Here is a 22475-nt window from a genome sequence, read left to right as displayed (position 1 = left end):
GAAGGGCAGCATATCCTTTGTTCCTGTTCGCGGTTACCTGTTGATGTAAACCCATCCGGTCTTCTGCTCGCCGTCGGCCTTGTCGATCACATAGAAATACGTGCCGTCAGGAAGCTCATCGCCCGAGTTGTCCTGGCCTACCCATTGGTTGGTGTAGTTGGTAAACTCGTAGATGACCGTACCGTAGCGGTTGAAGATTGAAAGGTGTTTCACGTTCAGCGCGGTCAGGTCGAACGAATCGTTCTTCGTATCGTTGTTCGGGGAAATCCCTTTCTGGATTACACAGGAGATGTCAGAAACTGAAATAGCGTCTTCTGAGCTGCAGCCATCCTGGCTTACCGTCACATGGTATGTTGCAGGGGCAGAAGTAGCGATGATTGACCCCGGAACTGGACCCTGAGTGAAGTTCCCTCCATCCCAGTCAAAGTCGGCAAGCTGCGGATCAAACGATCCGTTGACAGGAAGCGCAGTGATCACAAAGTCATTGCCGTTGCATTCCGCGGTAAATTCAATGTCAATAGCTGAAGTATTTAACGTAACCGACACCGGGAACAGGGTTTCGCATCCGAACACTTTCACTAACAGGTCATAATCTGTGTTGCCGGTCACCTCAGCTGTGTAGGTAAGCCCTGAGCCGACGACTGTCCCGTTTAGCAGCCAGGTATACTCTGCTGAGGGCTCGTTGATATCAAAATCAACCGCCTCAAATGCCAGTGTCACCGGTTCGCCCAAACAACCACTGTAAGGGCCACCAAATGCCACGTGGTAATCAGCCTGTGTCGTCTGGCTAATGGTAAATTGCTGCGGATCACTGATACATCCCTGGATGTCTGCCACAATTTCATAAGTGCCGGGTGCCTGACCTGAAATCGTAAACGAATTGCTTGTGGTAGATACCGGCGCACCGTCAGGCAGCAATCGGTAAGTATACGTTACAGGAAGATTGTTGGTGTTTCCATTAATGGTAACCACCAGGTCTCCGGATCCGCCCGGGCAAAGTTGCGTAGGACCGGTTACATCTACGGTCCAGTCAAAACTGCCTCCGGTGATTTCGATGTGCCCGGTATTGTCACAACCTGGTCCGATGCCGTTGACAGAATAAGTCACTTTAACGGAATAATCCCCGTAATTCACCGGGTTGTTCGGCGCTGTTCCGGCCACCAGGAGCGTAGGACCATTTTCATTCGCGATCAGGTTACCCTGGTAATACCATTCGTAAGAAATCGAAGCATCATTCAAATTGAAATTGGATGGTGTTACAAAAAGGGTTGTGCTGCCAAACGGGCAGACTGTAGCATCATCGGTGTCCAGCGTGAATTGTGGCCTGAGATCCTGCACACCCAAGGTGAAGGTTACAAACTGGTGACAAGTCGTCGTGAGTTTATTTATCCTGACGTAAATGGTCTGATTGTTGGTCCCTTCGAATGCCTCCGGATTGGTGATCTCATTTTCGTTGCCATCCGCATCTTCCTGCGAAAGGTAATAATGGATATCGTGTGTTCCCGGTGCAAACGGCTGCATAATGGCCGCTTCGTTTACCGTCAGGTCAAAGATGGACGTGCCTGAAGCGTCGCAATCCAGTAAATCCGCGGGTTGACCTGCAACGGCATCCTGGAAGTACTCTACCGTCACGGAATCAGTCGTGTTACAGGTTGTATTTTCATAATTCGCCTGTACGGTATAGACGCCTTCCTCATGTACGATAAGGTTTTCCGAGGTTTCATTCGGGATGACATTGCCATCCTTCAGCCAAACGAAATCATATTCGTCAGGGTTCAGTCCGGAAGTGACCGTAACCGCATCGCCGGTACAAATCGCGCTGCCGTCAGCCTCAAGGAAATCGTTACCCAACTCCACATTCCCGATGTCAAGACTTCCTCCTTTCAGAAATACGACGGAGTCATAAGAGTTGTCCCCCCTGTCGCCAATAACGAGCTTGATGTGGTAGAGATTCCCAGGCGTTACTTCGGCGTGCGCGGTCAGGTCTACGGTAATACCATCATAATCGATAGGTGCGCCGATCGGATTCACGCCGTTGTCACCATAATAGGTATCGAACTGATCCGCATGGGCAGATTCGCAAAAATCATTATAAAGCTCATTGCGGACGTTTGTTACCGACACCTCTGTGCCATCAGGTAACACCGCAATATTCGTCGTGGTGTTGGTTACTGTATCGGTAAGCAGGAAGGCAAAAGCATCCGAATAGCCACACTGAAAGTCTCCATACTCTTCTGATGCAAATTTGTAGTGGAAGTTCAATTCATCGCCATATGGAATGAAATCGAACTCAAGGATGGTGGCATTGTGCGAAGGCTGATCCATATTCGTGGCTACCTCGAGTTCCTCATCTCCCGGCCAATCATAATTACCGTCACTCAATGTCGAATCATTCGGGCCTGGCACATTCAGGGCATTACCCGATGACAGGATGATTCCGTAATCGTAGGCAAAATCAGACAAAGCCTTATTGAAATAACCAATGCCGTTTGTAGAACCGAAATTTGATCCCGTGGACCACGTCACGTTGCTCACCAAAGCACAATCCGAACCAAGGAATACATCCTGTACAAGTTGCGGAACGGTATATTGGTTGGTATTGGTTGTGATCGGAGGAAGGATGCGTCCGATACACAGGTCAAATGTAACATCCTGAAGTACGGCTTCAGAACTCCATACACGGATCTTATAGACATCGCCGACGACGAGATTGTTGACGATGCTTTCGTTTGGATCACTGCAATACAGCGCTGTCAGTGCGCCGCACTGGTCGCCATGATACAAAGCGTGGTTTAGGTTTTGGGTGGTACCCACAATGTTTGATAATGTGATGATCTGCTTTTGGCTCGTGGCAGTAAATTCAAACCAGATGTCATCGTCCTCCGTTCCCGAGCAGGTGCTTGATTGCGCAGACGCCGAAGCCCCTGTGATAGAACCCGGTGTGGACACTAAGCATTCGATGCCCGTGTTGACGACGGCCGGAGTAGCAGCCGCACATTCGTCATTGAGCACAGGCGGTGGTGTGGTGATGCATATCTTAAATGATGCCGAAGGACCCGCATTGCCCGTACTGGTGTAAACCCTGATTTTATAGAAATTTCCAATGACGAGATTCGTCGCGACACTCACATTCGGGTTGCTGCAATACATTTGGGTGAGGGCAGCGCAGTCGTTGCCTGAATATAAAGTGTGGTTGATGTCATCCGCAGCGGCCACCGTCGATACCACATCACTGATCGTGATGATGTGGACGGTTGAGGTCGCCTGGAAGGTAAACCATATATCGTCGTCGGTGTTTCCGGGACAGGCCGGAGCCGTATTCGGGAGCGAACGCGTGGCACCGAGCGTGTTTCCGGTAGCTGACAGCACACAATCCCTCGTCGGGTTCACCGGTACTGTCGTGGCAAATTCACATTCGTCATTGACCGGCTTGGTCGTAAAGGTTTTCGGATTCAATATGGTCCAGGTACTTACGTCGGTGTCTGAACAAATGGCGCGAACATAATAAATATAAGTAGTGCCCGGCTGTAATCCCGTGAGTGTAAAAGGATTCGACGTGGTGATGTGGTAATCACCCGTTCCGGTTACCGGAGACCCGTTTACTGGAGGTACAGCGCCGTTGACCGGTACGGCATACACTTCCCATTTGGTGGCGCTGCCGCTTTCCGTCCATTGTAACTCAACGGAATTCTGGGTAGTAACGGCCACGTTTACATCCAAAGCGGTCGGCTTCGGACAGGTCGGTGGAACGCAATTCCCTAAAATGTTGTCTGCGTACAAAACGGTCAGCGGTGTCCCTTGTCCCGGCAATTTCGTATACACCACGTCGGTGAACGGATTCTGGATCGATACCCCCACCTGGTCCGGCAGTGTTCCGGCCGCACTCCAGTACAAATCAAATGGTACGTTGTCACAGAGCGCGACGGTTACCGTAATCGGGCCGCCTCCGCCAATGGTCTGCCCAATGGTTTGTACGATGATTCCGTTCTGCCTGATCTGCATCCTGGCGCCATTCCAGCCATTGTTGCCTGAATCGGTCATTACAAATTTATAATTGCACTTGTCTGCCGCATCACATGTTACCGTATTGAAGGTATACGGTCCTGACCAGGTACTTTTGTCATTACCCGGGCAGATTGTCCTCATATAAAAATAATAGATTGTCGCGGGAGTAAGCGTTGTTATCGGATGCAATTGTGAATTGGTAGTCTGAAAGAAAAAGCCGCCGGCAGGCACTGTAGGGTCTGCTGGTGATGGTGCCGGAGCCGGCGGTGGTGTAGGGCCGGGCAAGAGCAGTATTTCCCAAAGTGTATCAGCAGGCGTACCGTTGATCCAGGTCAGGTCGGCGCTCGTTGTGGTGATGTTTGAAGCGCCCAGGTTTGTCGGCTTGGGGCAGGTCGGCAGTGTGTGGAATGGGAAAGGACCCGCCCACGCTGAATCTCCGGTAGGGCAATTGACACGTACATAGAACACATAGTCGGTATCCGGAGCAAGTCCTATTACCGAATAAGGGTTTTCATCGATGTCGTTGTATGTCGGTGTCGTATCGACATCAGGCGCCGGATTGCCCGCCGTCACCAGGTAGATGTCCCATGACGTCGTTGCCGGCGCGACCCACAGCAGATCGGCGGTGTTGGTCAGCACGTTATTTGCGGCAAGACCTGTCGGGGTTAGATCACAGCGCGGTGTAGTACAATTGACAATATCGGTGTAGACGACGGAGTTTACCGCACCGGTTCCTGCTGGCTTTGTGAAAATGGTCTGTCCGAAAGAGTTGACTACCGCTACAATACGTTGTTGCGGACTCGCGCCGGCAACACTCCAGAAAAGGTCAAAAGGGATACCGTCACACAATGGAACGACCACCTCAACGGGCCCGGTTCCTGTAGCGGTAGCGCCGATTGTAGCAACGACGATCCCATTCTGCCTTACCTGCATCCTTGTCGCACCCCATCCGGCATTTGTAGTGTTGCTCATGCGGAAAGTGTAGTTACAGGCCAGCGACGGATCGCAAATCAATGTATTAAAGGCGTAAGGCCCTGCCCATGCGCTGTAAATCCCTGAACCGGCGATGCACTCCACCCTTACCCAGAATTGATATTGGGTGGCTGCCGTCAGCCCGGTCTTGACAAACTCGGGTGTACCTGTTACGATATCGTCACCTGGGCCTGAAGGCACCGCAGCGCCTAAAGGCTGTACGGCGACCTGCCATGAGGTATAGTTGTTCGGGTTGTCCCAGGATAAAGTCGCCTGGGTCAACTGGATGTCGGTTGCATTCAGGTTCGCAGGTTTCGGTGTACAATCTTCTTTCTGTATCAAGAGGTTGTACGCGATGGTTTGCGTATTACCACCCGAAGAGATTACTATGGTATAGGTTTGCCCTGCAGTGACGTTGAGCGTAAAAGTCCTCACGTTTAAATTAGAGCTTGCCGCTCCCGCGAGACAGTTTGCGCCAACAGAACCGCACCCTTGGTAAACAAATACCGACGAATTGGTCGACGACGCGCCGATGGGTGTCATCGTCACACTGATCAATCCGGTCTCATCAGCCGTATAGCTGTAAAAGACCTCATTCCCCTGAAGGTAGTTTGTTCCTGTCGGCTGTGCACCGCAATTGGTCCCCTGCGGCGTATCAATGTCGTCACCATAAAGTGCCGTATTTCCGTTGACTTCCTGAAACGGCAAGGCACCGATGACAAGGGGATCAGCACACACTGAGCCTAATGGCAGCGTCGTGGAAATAACCGGCCCGATCCATTCACTATAAGAGGTGTCCGTCCCGATCACGCAAACCCTCCTGAGATAGAATTTGTACGTGAGTCCCGGCTGGAGGTTGGTATAGGTGTAGTTTGTCGGATTGGTTGCCGGAACTGTTATCGGTGTTCCAATATTGTTAAACTCATCGGTCGCAAGCACCGCAGCTACCTCAAAAGTCGTCGACAATTGCGGGTTGGGCCACGATAGCGTCACGCTCGTCGAAGCGATTGATGTCGGAATGACCTCAAGCCCCGACGGATCAGCGCATTTTTCGATAATGTTGACATCATCGATGAGCCAACGGTCACCGTCCCGGCCGGTACCGATCTGGGTGTGTTTTCTTACGAAAGCTACATATACATTCTGCCCCTGCAATGCGGCCGGGAAATCAACCTTAACCTGCTGGTATTCTAACAATGGCAGGGTCGGGTCGATAATCTCATCCTCTCCCCAGCTTTGGAGTACGGTGTAAGCGGCCTGGTTGGTCTGTGAGGCATTGGTGGAAACGCGTATTTCATACACCGTGCCCTGATCGCCGACCGTGGTAAGCCTGGTCCAGAACTGCAGCTGCCCGTTTGCCGGAATAAGCCGCTGGTTCATGATGAGCCAGTCCTCTTCCGTATTTCCGATACCGATCTGCTCATTGTTTACGTAAGCCGCGTTGAGGTTACAGTCGGGGTCGATGTGCGCGCAGTATGGAGAACGGAACGTCGGAAACGGTGTCGTATTTAATATCCACGGCTGTAAGGTCCCTGCGCCATTGGTACCGTTCATCACGGCCCATGTCGATGGGATCCCCCCTTCGAAAGTCTCCAACTGGCTGTAACCAAGTGCAGAGAAAAGAAGGAAGGTAAGTAGTAACGTAATTTTTTTCATAGAATGAAAAGATTTAAGGAATTATTTTCAGTTGAGGTGTTAACTCAAAATTAACTAATTTTAAATAAAAAAAAGAAAAAACGGGATATTTCACAAAATCCTCAATATCGAAGCCATATGTAACACTTTACTGCCGTATTCTCAATCTTTAACAGGATTTCTTTTAACAACGTAATTTCTGTAAACCGCATACCGATCCCGTTTCCCAACAATTGTTATCTTTGGATCCAAATTCCGACACATGCCACTATCCGACGGTAAGAAAATCTATTTTGCTTCCGACCAGCACTTTGGGGCGCCTACCAGGGCACTCAGTTTCCCGCGTGAGCAGCAGTTTGTGAGGTGGCTTGACGAGATAAAATCCGATGCCGGCGCCATCTTCCTGCTTGGTGACCTTTTCGATTTTTGGTTTGAATACAGCACCGTCGTTCCCAAGGGCTTCATCAGGGTATTGGGCAAGCTGGCCGAAATCCGCGACAGTGGCATACCGATTTATTTTTTCGTCGGGAACCATGATTTGTGGATGCACGATTACTTCGAAAAAGAGCTCAATATTCCCGTTTATCACGACAACCAGGAGTATACTTTTGGCGGAAAGACTTTCCTGATCGGCCACGGCGACGGCAAAGGTCCGGGCGATAAAGGGTACAAACGGATGAAGAAGGTCTTCACAAACCGATTCTCAAAGTGGCTCTACCGCTGGCTGCATCCTGATCTGGGTATGAAACTTGCCCAATACCTGTCGGTAAAAAACAAGCTGATTTCCGGCGATGCCGATGTGAAATTTTTAGGGGAAGACAAGGAATGGCTTGTGCTTTATGCCAAACGGAAACTGCAAACCAGGCATTACGATTACTTCGTGTTCGGGCACAGGCATTTGCCGATGACGATTCCCGTCGGCGAAAATGCGACCTACATAAACTTAGGCGATTGGATTGGGTATTTCACGTATGGTGTTTTCGACGGGGAGCGTTTTGAATTGAAGGAATACAAGGGTTAGTTCCCGATATCCTTCACCCGCAGCTGCACGCTCACAGCGCCTTGCCACTCGTTTTCATCAATACAGAAAACAACATCAAACGGCTTGCGGTCTGCAGCGACAGCCGCCTTTTTTCCGAGTCCGAATCCGATAGCGGCAAATCCTTCCGAATCACCCTGCTTTAAAAACAGTTTCAGGTGCGCCTCATCCTGCCCTATTTTCTTTGCAAAACCCGTATCGGTCACCTGTCGTGCCACGAATACCGGCGCCATGTTCATCGGGCCGAACGGCTCAAATTGCTTTAAGATCCGGGTGAGTTTTGGGGTGATTTGCGAAAAGTCAATCGCCGCATCGATTTCTATTTCGGGGGTGCGCAGTTCAGGCAGGATCGTATCGCGCACGCATTGCTCAAAAGCCGTCTTGAACCGGGAGTAGCTTTCCTTTTTCAGCGTCATGCCCGCAGCGTACTTGTGCCCTCCGAATTGTTCAAGGTGCTCCGAACAACGCTCCAGCGCATCGTATACGTCAAAACCGCTCACCGATCTTGCCGATGCCGCATATTTTTCACCCGATTCAGTGAAAACGATTGTCGGGCGGTAATAGGTTTCAATCAGGCGCGAGGCGACAATACCAATGACGCCTTTGTGCCAGCCTGCATTGAAGACCACCGTGGTATAATCTTCCTGTTCCCGGTTTTGCTCAATCTGAGCCAGCGCCTCGGTCGTAATCTGTTTGTCCAGCTCCTTTCGGTCGGCGTTGTATTTTTCGATTTCCGAAGCGTACAGGACAGCCTGATCGAAGTCTGCTTCCGTAAGCAGTTCCACGGCGTGGTTCCCATGGCGGATCCTACCTGCGGCATTGATCCGCGGCGCGATGATAAACACCACATCAGTGATGTCGAAATTTTGTTTTTTGGACAAATATACCAAAGCCTTAATCCCGTTTCTCGGGAACGAATTGATTACCTGCAATCCGAAATGCGCCAGGATCCTGTTTTCTCCGGTAATCGGGACAATATCCGCAGCGATGGCTACGGCCACCAGATCCAGGTACGGCAGCAGATCATCAATGGTCTGGCCTCGCCCGGCACCCATCGCCTGGATCAGCTTGAATCCGACGCCGCAGCCGCAAAGCTCGTCGTACGGATAATGACAGTCGGCCCTCTTCGGGTCCAGGACGGCCACTGCGTCAGGTAAGGTATCGCCGGGGCGGTGGTGGTCGCATATGATGAAGTCAATGTTTTTGGATTTGGCGTACGCGACATGCTCCACCGATTTGATGCCGCAGTCCAACGCGATAATCAACGATACGCCGTTGTCATCCGCATAGTCGATGCCCGCGAACGAAATGCCATAGCCTTCGGCGTATCGATCGGGGATGTAGGTGGCCACGTTCGGGTAAATCGTCTTGAGGTATGAGGAAACGAGCGAAACGGCTGTGGTGCCATCGACATCATAATCGCCGAAAACCAGGATGTTTTCGCTGTTTTCAATGGCTTTTTCAATCCGCAGCACCGCCTTGTCCATATCCTTCATCAGGTACGGATTGTGCAGGTCGTCGAGACTCGGCCTGAAAAATTGCCGCGCTTGGTCATAGGTTTCAATGCCGCGTTGTATCAGCAGTAAGGCGACCAATGGTTCGACGTGTAAGGACTGCGAAAGGGATTGCACCTTTTCAGGTGCCGGTGAAGGTTTGAGTGTCCAGCGCATAGAGTTGATTTTGTATGGTGTATAAGTCTTCCAAAAGTAGCATAAAATCGCGAAAATTTTTGTTTCTTACCGCCACAATTTAATTTTAAAAAAACGAATCGGATGGAACTCAAAGGACAAATCGTCGATATCAGGAACAAGCGCATTTTTCCCGGGATTGTCACGGTAAACGAAGGCCGAATCACTGCCATTGAAGCCAGACAGCACGCTGAAAAACGCTTCATCATGCCCGGCTTCATCGATGCACACATCCATATTGAAAGCTCGATGCTCGTGCCGTCTGAGTTTGCGCGGCTTGCCGTAACGCATGGCACGGTGGCCACCATTTCCGATCCGCACGAAATCGCCAACGTACTGGGCGCCAAGGGCGTGAAATACATGATCGAGAACGGGAAAAAAGTGCCGTTCAAATTCCATTTCGGGGCGCCATCCTGCGTGCCGGCGACGTCGTTTGAGACCGCCGGCGCAGTGATTGATGCTGAAGGCATTAAGGATTTGCTCGCTTCCGCAGACATCTATTACCTGGCCGAAATGATGAATTATCCCGGCGTGATCCATGATGATGCCGAAGTGCTGAAAAAAATCGCCTGGGCAAACCATTTCCAAAAGCCTGTCGACGGGCACGCCCCTGCCGTAAGCGGTGAGGCCCTGAAAAAATATATCGATGCCGGCATTTCCACCGACCACGAATGTTTTACCAGTAAGGAAGCGCTGGAAAAACTGGCGCTCGGCATGAAAGTCATTATCCGTGAAGGCAGCGCCGCAAAGAATTTCGAGGCGCTGGTCTACCTGCTTTCGAAACACTATGAGAACATGATGTTCTGCTCTGATGACAAGCATCCTGATGACCTGATCCTCGGGCACATCAATGAGCTGTGCGCCCGCGCCGTATCCAAAGGCATTGACGTATTCAAGGTATTGCAGGCGGCGTGCCTCAACCCGATTGCGCATTATAATATCCCGGTAGGGTCTTTACGGGAAAACGATCCCGCTGATTTTATTGTCGTAGAAGATCTGGTTGATTTCAAGGTGCTGCAAACCTACATCAACGGGCAGCTCGTCGCTGAAAACGGACAGTCGTTCATAGAACAAGTCGTTTTCGAAAAACCGAATCATTTCAAGGCAAATCCCAAAAATCCCTCCGATTTTGAAGTGGCAGGTTCCGGCGGAAACATCCGCGTGATTGAAGCACTTGAAGGACAATTGGTCACCAAAGAGCAGCACCTGAAATCCTCGGTCAAGGACGGCAAAATTATTTCGGATACGCAAAATGACATCCTGAAAATGGTCGTTGTAAACCGTTACGAAAAAGATGCCCCACCCGCGGTAGCCTTTATCAAAAACTTCGGGCTGAAAAAAGGCGCGATAGCGAGTTCTGTCGCGCACGACTGCCACAATATCGTCGCGATAGGTGTTTCCGACGAGGAAATCTGCAACGCCGTAAACCTTGTCATTGAAAACAAAGGTGGCGTCTGTGCCGTAGACAGGAAAATCCGGAAAATCCTTCCGTTACCCATCGCCGGCATCATCAGCGACCTGGACGGCTGGGAAACCGGAAAGAGATATCAGGAAATTGACAAACTCGCAAAAAGCTTCGGCTGCCGATTGAACGCGCCGTTTATGACGTTGTCGTTTATGGCATTATTGGTAATCCCCGATTTGAAATTATCGGATAAGGGTTTGTTTAGTGGGGAGCGTTTTGAATTTGTGGGGTTGGCGGTTTAACCAATATTCCGTTGATTTTGAAAACAATAACCTGAATGCGATGGAACCGTAAAGTTGGATAATTGCATGTAAGGGGGCGACGTTCGGTGTCCTATTTTTTTAAATCCTGATTATCTATTTTTAAGGTGTAGTGGTTTGCCCCAACTTTTATGGTGCCAAATTTTCTAACTTCATTTGAATAAGTCCAATTGTTTCTGTCGCGGATATCTTTAAAAACCTGCCCTGAGTCGATTGTTTTTACATTCAATTTATCAAATGGATACAGAAAGTCTTTTTTTTCATCGTGCGGGTTTGCGCCACGCATTTCCACGATTTCGATCAGCGTTATTTTGTGGGGTGCGCAGACAGTGAGACTGTCCCTGGCGGCAGCATATCCGTGCTTATACCTGAATACCAAAGACTTGTCAGATTGGTTGTCCACAAAATAATTGTAGCTTATGATGGGATCACAGGCTAACAGGAAATAAGAGATTACCGCTATGGCTATCCATTTTTTCATACGCCAATAAAATGTTTGACGGGGAAAGCCTAAAAATCGCCCCAGTGATGATATATAATCAGTTGATGATTTTGAGAGGTGATAATTGCGAAACCGTTAATCTGGGTTTCCAAGCCCTGGTCTTCGTCAATCGTCAGGAGATCTGATTTAAAATATTGTATGCTTTTATTTTCCATTTTGCCAAATCGCCGTTCAAGGATTTGGTTTGAAAAACTTAAACCGGAATCTGGTTTCCTTACGAATTTCCAGCCATTCATTTCGGCAAACTGCACCACTTCGCCTCGGGTAATTTCCGTTTTGCCTTTCCAGTGTATTTCAGTGGTCCCTCCATATGGACCATTGTTTATTTCTGTTGATATCATTTCAGGATTCCTGAAATTTGTCCAAAATGACCCCGGAGAAATTTTGCTACAGGAAATCATGGCGCCTAAAATTGCAACTGCTAAAAAATATTTTTTCATCGATGACACTATCCCTCTTTTTTGTTCGATTCGCATTTATGAACAATGTATCTCGTACCCTTTGTTCCGGAAATATCCTTTAGTCCTGGGCCTTGTCCCTTAATTCCTTCTTCTCCACGTTTCCCCCGACAACCACAACAATCTCACCCTTCGGCGCCTTAGCCTCGAAATGGTTCAAAACGGCCGCAGCACTCCCGCGCACATTTTCCTCATGCAGCTTCGACAATTCGCGCGATACACAAATGGGCCTGTCCGCACCGAAGTACTGTACAAACTCCGCCAAAGTCTTCACTAATTTGTGCGGCGAAACATAAAAAATCATCGTACGCGTTTCTGCCGCCAAAGCCAGGAAGCGTGTCTGCCGTCCCTTCTTTTCCGGGAGGAATCCTTCAAAAATAAAACGGTCATTTGGCAGTCCGCTGTTGACGAGTGCGGGCACAAACGCTGTAGCCCCCGGCAGGCATTCCACATCAATGCCGTGTTCCACACAGGCACGCGTGAGTAAAAATCCCGGGTCGGAAATGGCAGGCGTACCCGCATCGGAAATCAAGGCGATGGTTTCACCGCCTTTAAGCCGTGCCACAAGATTTTCAACCGTCTTGTGCTCGTTGTGCATGTGGTGGCTGTGCATGTGTGTGGCAATCTCAAAATGCTTGAGTAATTTGCCGCTGGTGCGTGTGTCTTCAGCCAAAATGAGGTCGGATTCCTTCAGGACGCGGATGGCGCGGAAGGTCATGTCTTCGAGATTCCCGATCGGTGTCGGGACGATGTATAACTTGCCCATATAAAAGAAAACCACGGCTTCCCGTGGTTATGATTGTCAGTTGAATTTCCGCTCTACAATATCCAGGAACCGCTGTGCGTAATCGTCCTTGCCTTCCCAGTCGTTGTAGTCGGGTTTTACCATGTCCTCGATGAAATTGCGCGCCTCTTCAAACGAGTCGAAAGTACTCAATTGTGACACCACACGGTTCATGTCCTCGCTGCTGCCTCCAAAAAGGTGTTTTTCAAAACCGATGCGGTCATTCAGCCCGAACGTAAACGAACGCAATGGCTTTTCAGTGGCGGGCTGCACGGGTTCGTAAGCGGGCTCCGGGGTTTGTTCTGCGGCTTCAGCTTTTTCGTGACCGGTGTCGGATGGTAGCGCCTGAGTCGGCGCGGTGGTTTCCGCTGCCGGCTCTTCCTCCTGCGTCGCGTCGTCTTCCGGCTCCGGTGCCTGGGCTTCTTCCTTCCTGTCGCTTACTTTCTCAAACACGGGCTCGGTATAATTGCCCAGGAAATCCTCGAATGAGATCTGTTTTGGCGTTTCCTTTGGCTCGTCTTCTTTCTTTTCAAATGAAAGATCAAATGCGGGTTTAAAGTCTTCTTTTGCTGTTGCAGCCTCCTGTGTTGCTGTCTCAGGATCCGCTTGGTCATGTTCTTCAGTATCCTGTTCATTTGCCGCCTCTTCCTCCCGGTGTTCCGAGTCGGTCGCGCCGGCTTCTTCCTGCAGCGTTTCAGGTACTGCAACCGCCTCTTCCTCTTCGGCAGGCGCAGGTGTTTCTTCCTCCGGTTCGGCAGTCGCTGCGGCAGTTGTCGGGGTGTCCGGAGTATCCTCCGCGGAAGCGCTATCCGCATTATTTTCCGAAACGGTTTCTTCTTCCTGATCAAAAATCGCCTGTAACGATTCAGTCACTTCCTGGTGCCCAATGGTCGGCCTGGTATCTGAGAAATGCGTTTCGACAAACTTCAATACGGCTAATTTTTCATAAAGCTGTTTGGCTTCAAGGTAAAGTTGGTCGATTTCGGACTTGTTCTTCAATTTCAGGATCCGGTGGGCGATGCTGATCAGGTCAGCCTCCAGCTTTTTTTTCATAGTTTTCGGTGCTAAGGAATTTGGCGTGTCGTATTAAAAATTAACTTCTTTCTCATGATATTTCGCAGTCGAAAGAAGTCAGCGTCATAAAATTTTTCTACATTTGAAACCAGCCAAACCACAGCATCCCGATGCGGTTTGTTGGTGCTACAAAGTAATAAAAACTATTCATTTTTACGGGCAGAAAAATAAAAAATGTTTCTCGAAAACACAGTAAACCATAAGGAGCAATTTGGCTGGATTGAAGTGATCTGCGGCTCGATGTTTTCGGGTAAGACCGAGGAACTGATCCGGCGGCTCAAACGCGCGCAGTTCGCGCAGCAGAAAGTCGAAATCTTCAAACCCGCCATCGACACCCGCTACCATGACGAAATGGTGGTGTCGCACGACAGCAACGAAATCCGGTCGACACCGGTGCCTGCCGCTGCGAATATCCGGCTGCTTGCGCAGGGCTGTGAGGTCGTAGGGATCGATGAGGCACAGTTTTTCGACGACGAGATCATCAGCGTTTGCAACGACCTCGCGAATTCCGGGATCCGCGTCATTGTAGCAGGGCTCGATATGGATTTCAAAGGCAATCCTTTCGGTCCGATGCCGGCTTTGATGGCCACTGCCGAATATGTGACCAAAGTACACGCCGTATGTACGCGCACGGGCAACCTTGCCCACTACAGTTTCCGTAAGACTGACAGCGACAAGCTCGTGATGCTTGGGGAAACCGAAGAATACGAACCGTTGAGCCGAGCGGCATATTACAATGCGATGCATAACTCACCCGAAAAAGAGGATTTCCAGGAACGCAACGAACGCAACAAGACCGACTCCATCCTGTAATTGCTTTTGGGTTAAACCAAGAAAAACGTGACACTCTCCATCCAAACTATTGTACCGATACTGCAGGCCCAGACCAACTGCGTTCAGGAAGACTACGACTCGAGCGATAGCGAACAGGCGAAGCAAATCGATTCGGTTTCCATAGACAGCCGTTCACTGCAGAATGGTCCGGGTACTTTATTTTTCGCTCTTGCGGGGCCCAACTACGACGCACACAGTTACATCGCAAACCTGATTGACACCGGCGTACGGCAGTTCGTCGTATCGCACATTCCTCAAAATCTTGAAGGTAAAGCCTGTTTCCTGATCGTTGGAAATACGCTGGATGCGCTGCAGCAGTTTGCGGCATACTACCGCGGGCTGTTCGATTTTCCCGTCATCGGGATTACGGGAAGCAACGGCAAGACCATCGTAAAGGAATGGCTGAATTTCCTGCTCGGACCTGACTATAACATCATCCGCAGCCCGAAAAGCTATAACTCGCAGGTGGGCGTGCCGCTTTCGGTCGTTTCCATTAATGAAAACCACAACCTCGGGATTTTCGAAGCGGGGATTTCAACAGTCAACGAAATGGCGAAACTGGAATTAATGATACGCCCGACAATTGGCCTGCTGACAAACATCGGTACCGCGCACGACGAAGGTTTTTCTAACCTCGGCGAGAAAATCAGGGAAAAACTCAAATTGTTTGCCCACACTGAGCTGCTCATCTGCCATAAGAACAAGACCGTGGAAGCATTCATCAGCCAAAAAGTGAAGACGTTTACGTGGAGCTGCAAGGATGAGTCGGCGGACGTATTCATAGGAAAGACCGCATCAGTCGACAAGACCCTGCTCAACGTGCGGCACCACGGTGGAAAATTTGACATCAGGATCCCGTTTCAGGACGATGCCTCGATCGAAAACGCGATCCAATGCCTGATGGTTTTGCTGCATTTCGGTTACAGCCATGAGACCATCGAGCAGCGTATGGCGCTTTTGTATCCGGTGGAAATGCGCCTGAAAGTCAAGAACGGCATCAACAACACCACACTGATAGACGACAGTTACAGCTCGGATTTCCAGTCGCTCAAGATTGCGCTCGATTTCCTTGAAAGCCAGAAACAATACAAGAAAAAGACGGTTATCCTTTCGGACATTTTCCAAAGCGGACTCGATACCGAAGAACTGTATTCGCGCGTGTCGCAACTGATCATTTCTAACAAGATCCATCGCGTGATCGGCATCGGCGAGACAATCTCAGCATACAAGAACAAATTCGTGAACTGCGTCACCTTCAAGGATACTGAGGCATTTGCGGAGGCATTCGACACGCTGGCTTTCGGCAATGAGACCATCCTGATCAAAGGCGCGCGCACCTTCGAATTTGAAAAAATTGTATTGCTGCTCGAAGAAAAAACGCATGAAACGGTGTTGGAAATCAACCTCAACGCCATCAGCCATAACCTGAATTTCTTTAAATCCAAACTGAATCCGGAAACGAAATTGATGGTCATGGTCAAGGCGTTTGGTTACGGAAACGGCGGTTTTGAAATTGCCAAGCTGCTGGAACACCACCATGTCGATTACCTCGGCGTGGCTTTCGCCGATGAGGGAATTTCATTAAAATCAGCGGGGATTAAACTCCCGATTATGGTGCTGAATCCGGAAACGACCAGCTTTCAGTCGATTATCCAGCACGGACTCGAACCCGAAATCTACAGCCTCAAAGGACTGAAATCCTTTTTACAGATCGCGAAGCAGCGAAAACTCGAACAGTTCCCGATTCACATCAAGATTGACACCGGCATGCACCGTTTGGGCTTCGAGGAAAACAACATCGACGAACTCATCGCCATCTTAAACGAAAACAAATCGGTGAAAGTAAAAAGCATCCTGTCACACATGGCAACGAGTGATGACTTACGCTTTAAGGATTTTGCGCTTTCGCAGATTGCACGCTTCGAAAAATTATCGTCCAAATTGATGCAGGCGTTGCAAATCAGCCCGATCAGGCACATCCTGAATACTTCGGGCATTACGAATTTCCGTGAGGCGCAGTACGATATGGTTCGCCTGGGCATCGGACTCTACGGTGTTTCAAACGATCCCGAGGAGCAGAAGAAACTTGAAAATGTGGGCACGCTGAAATCGGTGATTTCACAAATACGCAGCATTCCCGCCGGCGACAGCGTGGGCTATGGCCGGCGGTTTATCGCGGACAAGCCTGCAAAAATAGCGACGATCCCGATTGGATACGCCGATGGCATTTCGCGTGGCTGGGGCAATGAGAAAGGCTTTGTCACCGTGAAAAACAAAAAAGCCCCGATCGTTGGCAGTGTGTGCATGGACATGCTGATGGCTGACGTGAGCGGAATTTCCTGTAAAGAAGGCGACCGCGTGGTGATTTTTGGCGAAAGCCCGACGGTAAACGAGATGGCGGCGGCGCTGGACACAATTCCTTACGAAATACTTACCGGAATTTCGCAGCGGGTCAAACGGGTTTTTTACAGGGAATAAAGCTTGTTTGGAATTTTTTGTTAATTTTAGTTTACTAAAACAATTAAAATCAAAAATTATGGGAATGATTTCAGAATTCAAAGCCTTTGCCATGAAAGGCAATGTGGTAGACCTGGCCATCGGGGTCATCATCGGTGCGGCATTCAGTAAAATCGTAACTTCATTTATTGAAGATGTGATTACGCCGCTGCTTTTAAAACCTGCGCTGGATGCCGCGCACCTGAGCAAGCTCGAGGAACTCACGATCTTTGGGTCAGTCAAATACGGCATGTTCCTCTCTGCCGTAATCAACTTCCTGATCGTGGCTTTTGTGCTGTTCCTGATCATCAAGGGAATTAACGCATCACGCAAAAAAGAAGCGCAAACGCCAGCTGCCCCGCCGGCACCATCCAACGAGGAAAAACTGCTCATGGAAATCCGCGATGCACTGCGCAACAGACCGTAACCGAACGCTACACTATATATTCTAACTTAAACCACGCCGGCGAGCGTGGTTTTTCTTTTGCTGATAAATCTTCTCAGGAAGAAATATGTTACTTTTGCAAAGCAAAAACACACATTATGAAAGTTGCAGTCGTAGGCGCTACCGGAATGGTAGGCGAAGTCATGCTGAAAGTACTCCGGGAAAGGAATTTTCCGGTAACAGAATTAATACCTGTCGCGTCAGAAAAATCTGTTGGTAAGGAAATCGAGTTCAATGGAAAAAATTACAAGGTGGTCTCGTTGCAGACCGCCGTGGATATGAAAGCCGATATTGCCTTGTTTTCAGCAGGAGGCGACACTTCAAAAACCTGGGCTCCAAAGTTTGCGGCCGCCGGCACCACCGTCATCGACAACTCGTCTGCATGGCGCATGGATCCGGATAAGAAACTGGTCGTTCCGGAAATCAACGCGCATTTGCTGACCAAGGAAGACAAGATCATCGCCAACCCGAACTGCTCGACCATACAGATGGTACTGGTTCTGGCTCCGTTACACAAAAAATACGACATCAGGAGAATTGTAGTTTCGACCTATCAATCCATTACAGGGACAGGGGTAAAAGCTGTGCAGCAACTCGAAAATGAATATGCGGGCATCACCGGCGAAATGGCCTACAAGTATCCGATCCACCGCAACGCGATTCCGCAGTGCGATGTTTTTGAAGAAAACGGCTACACAAAGGAAGAGATGAAACTCGTCCGTGAAACCCGTAAGATTATTGGTGATGAGCACATCAATGTGACCGCCACCGCCGTGCGTGTACCCATAGTGGGAGGGCACAGCGAAGCTGTTAACGTTGAGTTTGCCAATGATTTCGACATCGCCGAAGTGCGGAGCTTACTGCACAATACCCCGGGTGTGGTCGTGCAGGACAATATCGACACATTTACCTATCCGATGCCGAAATATGCGCAGCACAAGGATGAGGTGTTTGTGGGACGCCTCCGCCGTGATGAGAGCCAGCCCAACACGCTGAACATGTGGATCGTTGCCGATAATCTACGCAAAGGCGCTGCGACCAATACCGTACAGATTGCCGAATATCTCGTTAACAACAATTTGGTGTAAGCGGAAATGAAAAATAGGCTGGCTTTCCTGAATGTGTTTTTCGCGCTGTCGATGCTCGCGGCCATCGTGTCGCAGTCGGTGCACGAAATAGCACATTACGCCGAGTTCCAGAAGGAACGCCATTGCCATCATGAGCAGCAAAGCCGCGAAAACATCTCCCACGAACACGTTAACCTGAATCATTGCCCCGTCTGTGATTTGGCTTTTACGCACTTTACGACGCCGGACATTTTCGGCTTCCGGTTACACCGTCCGGTTTTTTCAACCGATAAACCTTTCTCACAAAGCAACGGCATCACGCAATTTTTTCGCGGAAGCCTTTTTGCGCTGCGGGCACCGCCCACTTTAGTGTAAATTGAATTAGAGATTCAGAAATGGAGGCGCTGGATATTGACCGATAACGGATCATTATGCCTGTCAGCTGCCATTGCCTGATGACGTCACCACCTCATTACAATTTCACTAAATCATTTCCAATGAAAAAAATATTCCTGGCCCTGCTATTGGGGTCGCCCCTATTGAATTTTGCCCAGAATAAGCTATCCGGCGTTGTAACCGACAGCGTCAACAAGCCACTGAAAGGCGTTTCGGTATTCCTGCCGGACATTCACAAAAGCGCCGTCACTGATGAAACCGGTGCGTACGTTTTACAAAATCTGCCTTCGGGAACCGTAAAGATTGCCTTTTCGTTTGTCGGATATGACACGGACAACCGATCGATCCCAATAAATCCGGGTGAAAACGTGCTTGACATCCAACTGCAGCCATCGGAATTCAAAATGGATGAAGTCGTCGTATCGACTGTTTTCAACAAACTCCAATCCCAGAATGTCATGAAAGTAGACCACGCCAACGTGCGTCAATTGCAGCACAAAGGCGCAGTGACGCTGATCGACGGCGTTGCAACGATGCCCGGCGTGTCGCAAATCTCAACCGGGACGTCGATTGGCAAACCGGTCATACGCGGACTCAGCGGCAACCGCGTCCTGGTGTACTCGCAGGGTGTACGGCTTGAAAACCAGCAATTCGGCGATGAACACGGCCTGGGACTCAATGATTCGGGTGTGGAAAGTGTCGAGGTCATCAAAGGCCCCGCGTCGCTGCTTTATGGATCCGATGCCTTGGGCGGTGTCTTGTATTTCAACCCGGAAAAATTTGCTCCGGCTCAAACCGTCATGGCTGATTTCGGCCAGAAAGTCTTCTCGAATACTTCAGGAAGCAACACGACGCTTGGCTTAAAAACCTCAACGGAAAACCTGAAATTCCTCGTGCGCGGCAATTATACGACGCATTCGGATTATGCCGTCCCGGATGGTGACAGGGTAACGAACACCCGTTATAATGAGCAGGATTTCAAAACGGGAATCGGCTTCAGCAATGCCAATTATTCGGGTGTCTTACGGTATAATTTCAATGCCTTGAATCTGGGTATTCCGGAAAACGGCATTTCGGAACAAACCCACAGTAAAACGCCAGATTATCCGCGGCAGCGCGTGTACAACCATTTGCTGAGCCTGAACAACTCGGTGTTTTTAGGGAACTCGAAACTCGACCTGGATCTGGGATATATCGCCAATACGCGCAGCGAATTTGAAGAAACCGCCACGCCGAACCTTAAGATGCAGCTCAACACCGTCAATTATGATGCGAAATTCCATTTGCCAAAATTCGGCCGTTGGGAAAGCATCGTGGGCATTCAGGGCATGCACCAATCCAACACGAACAAAGCGGAGGAATTCCTGATTCCGGATGCTGCCACCGATGATTTCGGGATTTTCGGCACGGCAAATTACGAGTGGAAATCAGATGTACTACAGGCCGGACTACGCTACGACAACCGCAGGATCAGCAGCGAGGCACATGGGATTGCAGGGGTTGAAGGGTCTTTTAAATCGATGGCGCGTTCCTTTGACAGTTTTAACGCTTCAGTAGGTTATAAAAAGAATTTAGGCAAACCGGTGACAATACGGCTCAATGTGGCTTCGGGTTTTCGCGCCCCAAATCTGGCCGAGCTCGCCTCAAACGGTGTGCATGAAGGAACCAATCGTTATGAAATTGGGGATCCCGACCTCAAGACGGAGCAAAACCTGCAAACCGATTTGAATCTGGAATACAAAAACGATCATTTCGAGTTTTTCGTAAACGGGTTTTATAACTTTGTAAATCACTACATCTACACCGCGCCGACGGCAGCGCAGATCGATGACCACGACGTCTTACGGTATGTGCAGGACGATGCGGCACTTTACGGCGGCGAAGCCGGATTGCATATCCACCCGCATCCGCTCGACTGGCTCCATTATGAAACCAGTTTTGAGATGGTAAATGGCAAAAGAAAAGATGGCGATTACCTGCCATTGATTCCGGCCAACAACTGGAACAATACCCTACGGGCTGAATTCAGTCTTAAAAATTTCACTGACGGCTATGCCTCACTGAATGTGTCGCATACCTTTGGCCAGCCGCACGTAGGGGCGTTTGAAACCGAATCAGGTGGTTACACTTTAGTCAATTTGGGTTTTGGCGGAAATGTTAAATTAGGGAAGGCTGCTTTCAATGTCAGCCTAAACGGGAATAATATCCTTGGCGAAACATACATTGCGCATTTGTCGAGGCTTAAAACCGACGGCATCCCGAATATTGGCCGGAATATCATCTTAGGGGTACATTTCAATTTGTAGGCGCAGGATAGCCGCGGCACTCATTGCTCAATCGGTTGTTACATCCATGAAAGACCGGCGGATGTTTAGGTACAGGGTACAGGCAGGCGTAGGAATCGTAACCTGGACCCTGTGCTTTTTAAAACCGGTTGTCCCCGTCTAGAAGATTCCCCAGTCCGCCGAGGATACTGCCTTCCTCGCGGTTGCTTCCGCCTGATCTCGGCGCCGAGGCAATGATCCTGTCCGCAAGCCTGCTGAACGGCAGCGACTGCACATATACGGTCCCGGGTCCGCGCAGCGTCGCAAAAAACAGTCCTTCACCGCCAAACAAAGAATTCTTGATCCCTCCGATAAACTCGATATCGTAATCGACATCTTTCGTAAAACCAACGATGCAGCCGGTGTCTACCTTTAGGATTTCACCGACCATCAGCTCTTTTTTGGCTAAGGTTCCGCCGGAATGCACAAAAGCCATCCCGTCGCCTTCGAGCTTCTGCATAATAAATCCCTCACCGCCAAACAGGCCTGTACCCAGTTTCCTTGAAAATTCAATCCCTACCGAAACGCCCTTGGCGGCGCATAAGAAAGAATCTTTCTGGCAGATGAATTTCCCCTGGAACTGCCGCAGATCGATCGGGATAATTTTTCCGGGATACGGCGAAGCGAAACTTACCTTGGCCTTTCCGAAATTGTTGTTGGCGTAGGCCGTCATGAAAAGACTTTCGCCGGTGAGCATCCTTTTTCCGGCCGACAGGAGTTTGCCGAAAAGGCCGCTCTGCTGCTGCGAACCGTCGCCGAAAATGGTTTCCATCTGTATGCCGTTGTCCATCATCATGAAACTTCCGGCTTCAGCGACCACAATCTCCTGCGGATCGAGCTCTATTTCAACGTATTGCATTTCTTCACCAAAAATATGGTAATCGATTTCGTGTGCCTGCATGATTGTTTGATTTTTAATTGTGACTAAGTTAGTAGTATTTTAACCCGATTGGTTACAAACCGGCGGATGCATCAAAGAATTAACGCATCCTTTGAGGATGATTGTGAACTTTCGGACACAAAATCCAATG

15 protein-coding genes are annotated in these 22475 nt (G+C 49.6%); 8 read left to right on the top strand and 7 right to left on the bottom strand.

What is annotated here, in order from left to right:
- Window positions 1-33: 33 nt before the first annotated feature.
- Window positions 34-6633: a choice-of-anchor L domain-containing protein gene (locus HYN48_RS04110; RefSeq protein ID WP_108369921.1), complete on the bottom strand. Its 6600-nt coding sequence runs from the start codon at window positions 6631-6633 to the stop codon at window positions 34-36.
- A gap of 241 nt (window positions 6634-6874) precedes the next feature.
- Here HYN48_RS04110 and HYN48_RS04105 point away from each other — a divergent pair, with 241 nt between their 5' ends.
- The gene (locus HYN48_RS04105; protein ID WP_108369920.1) at window positions 6875-7633 is read left to right on the top strand and encodes a UDP-2,3-diacylglucosamine diphosphatase; all 759 of its coding nucleotides are present in this window, start codon (window positions 6875-6877) and stop codon (window positions 7631-7633) included.
- Here HYN48_RS04105 and recJ read toward each other — a convergent pair.
- Window positions 7630-9321, bottom strand: coding sequence for a single-stranded-DNA-specific exonuclease RecJ (recJ, locus tag HYN48_RS04100; RefSeq protein ID WP_108369919.1), 1692 nt, complete (start codon window positions 9319-9321; stop codon window positions 7630-7632). The genes HYN48_RS04105 and recJ overlap by 4 nt on opposite strands.
- A gap of 102 nt (window positions 9322-9423) precedes the next feature.
- Here recJ and ade point away from each other — a divergent pair, with 102 nt between their 5' ends.
- Window positions 9424-11046, top strand: a complete 1623-nt coding sequence (gene ade, locus HYN48_RS04095) for an adenine deaminase (RefSeq protein ID WP_108369918.1) — start codon at window positions 9424-9426, stop codon at window positions 11044-11046.
- A gap of 91 nt (window positions 11047-11137) precedes the next feature.
- Here the strand turns inward: ade and HYN48_RS04090 are convergent, their stop codons facing one another.
- Genes HYN48_RS04090 through HYN48_RS04075 form a run of 4 tightly spaced genes read right to left on the bottom strand, consistent with a single transcriptional unit; the run spans window position 11138 to window position 13861 of the window.
- Window positions 11138-11545: a hypothetical protein gene (locus tag HYN48_RS04090; RefSeq protein WP_108369917.1), complete on the bottom strand. Its 408-nt coding sequence runs from the start codon at window positions 11543-11545 to the stop codon at window positions 11138-11140.
- Window positions 11546-11574: 29 nt separating this feature from the next.
- Window positions 11575-12042, bottom strand: coding sequence for a hypothetical protein (locus HYN48_RS04085; protein ID WP_219909598.1), 468 nt, complete (start codon window positions 12040-12042; stop codon window positions 11575-11577).
- Between the two features lie 43 nt (window positions 12043-12085).
- Window positions 12086-12790 carry a 16S rRNA (cytidine(1402)-2'-O)-methyltransferase gene (rsmI, locus tag HYN48_RS04080; RefSeq protein ID WP_108369915.1) on the bottom strand — a complete coding sequence of 235 codons (705 nt, stop codon included), beginning with the start codon at window positions 12788-12790 and terminating at the stop codon, window positions 12086-12088.
- A gap of 36 nt (window positions 12791-12826) precedes the next feature.
- Window positions 12827-13861 carry a PspC-like choline-binding domain-containing protein gene (locus HYN48_RS04075; protein ID WP_108369914.1) on the bottom strand — a complete coding sequence of 345 codons (1035 nt, stop codon included), beginning with the start codon at window positions 13859-13861 and terminating at the stop codon, window positions 12827-12829.
- A 195-nt stretch (window positions 13862-14056) separates the two neighbouring features.
- On the opposite strand from HYN48_RS04075, the gene HYN48_RS04070 reads away from it, so the two are divergent.
- The 6 genes from HYN48_RS04070 to HYN48_RS04045 all read left to right on the top strand — a co-directional run bounded on the left by HYN48_RS04070 (window position 14057) and on the right by HYN48_RS04045 (window position 21426).
- Window positions 14057-14695 carry a thymidine kinase gene (locus HYN48_RS04070; protein ID WP_108369913.1) on the top strand — a complete coding sequence of 213 codons (639 nt, stop codon included), beginning with the start codon at window positions 14057-14059 and terminating at the stop codon, window positions 14693-14695.
- A gap of 27 nt (window positions 14696-14722) precedes the next feature.
- Window positions 14723-17194 (top strand): bifunctional UDP-N-acetylmuramoyl-tripeptide:D-alanyl-D-alanine ligase/alanine racemase, encoded by a 2472-nt coding sequence (locus HYN48_RS04065; protein WP_108369912.1) that lies wholly within the window; start codon window positions 14723-14725, stop codon window positions 17192-17194.
- Window positions 17195-17252: 58 nt separating this feature from the next.
- Complete coding sequence (gene mscL, locus HYN48_RS04060) at window positions 17253-17639, top strand: large conductance mechanosensitive channel protein MscL (RefSeq protein ID WP_108369911.1); 387 nt, start codon at window positions 17253-17255, stop codon at window positions 17637-17639.
- A gap of 116 nt (window positions 17640-17755) precedes the next feature.
- Window positions 17756-18745 (top strand): aspartate-semialdehyde dehydrogenase, encoded by a 990-nt coding sequence (locus HYN48_RS04055; RefSeq protein WP_108369910.1) that lies wholly within the window; start codon window positions 17756-17758, stop codon window positions 18743-18745.
- A gap of 6 nt (window positions 18746-18751) precedes the next feature.
- A complete protein-coding gene (locus HYN48_RS04050) occupies window positions 18752-19099 on the top strand; it encodes a DUF2946 family protein (protein WP_108369909.1) in 348 nt (115 codons plus the stop codon).
- 122 nt (window positions 19100-19221) lie between these two features.
- Window positions 19222-21426, top strand: coding sequence for a TonB-dependent receptor (locus HYN48_RS04045; RefSeq protein WP_108369908.1), 2205 nt, complete (start codon window positions 19222-19224; stop codon window positions 21424-21426).
- Window positions 21427-21544: 118 nt separating this feature from the next.
- On the opposite strand, the gene HYN48_RS04040 is transcribed toward HYN48_RS04045, so the two are convergent.
- A complete protein-coding gene (locus tag HYN48_RS04040; protein WP_108369907.1) occupies window positions 21545-22345 on the bottom strand; it encodes a TIGR00266 family protein in 801 nt (266 codons plus the stop codon).
- Between the last annotated feature and the right edge of the window lie 130 nt (window positions 22346-22475).

It is taken from the genome of Flavobacterium magnum (assembly GCF_003055625.1).
In the GTDB taxonomy this organism is placed as follows: domain Bacteria; phylum Bacteroidota; class Bacteroidia; order Flavobacteriales; family Flavobacteriaceae; genus Flavobacterium; species Flavobacterium magnum.
The sequence above is the reverse complement of the archived record's forward strand: the minus strand, read 5'-3'. Positions and strand labels throughout refer to the sequence as shown.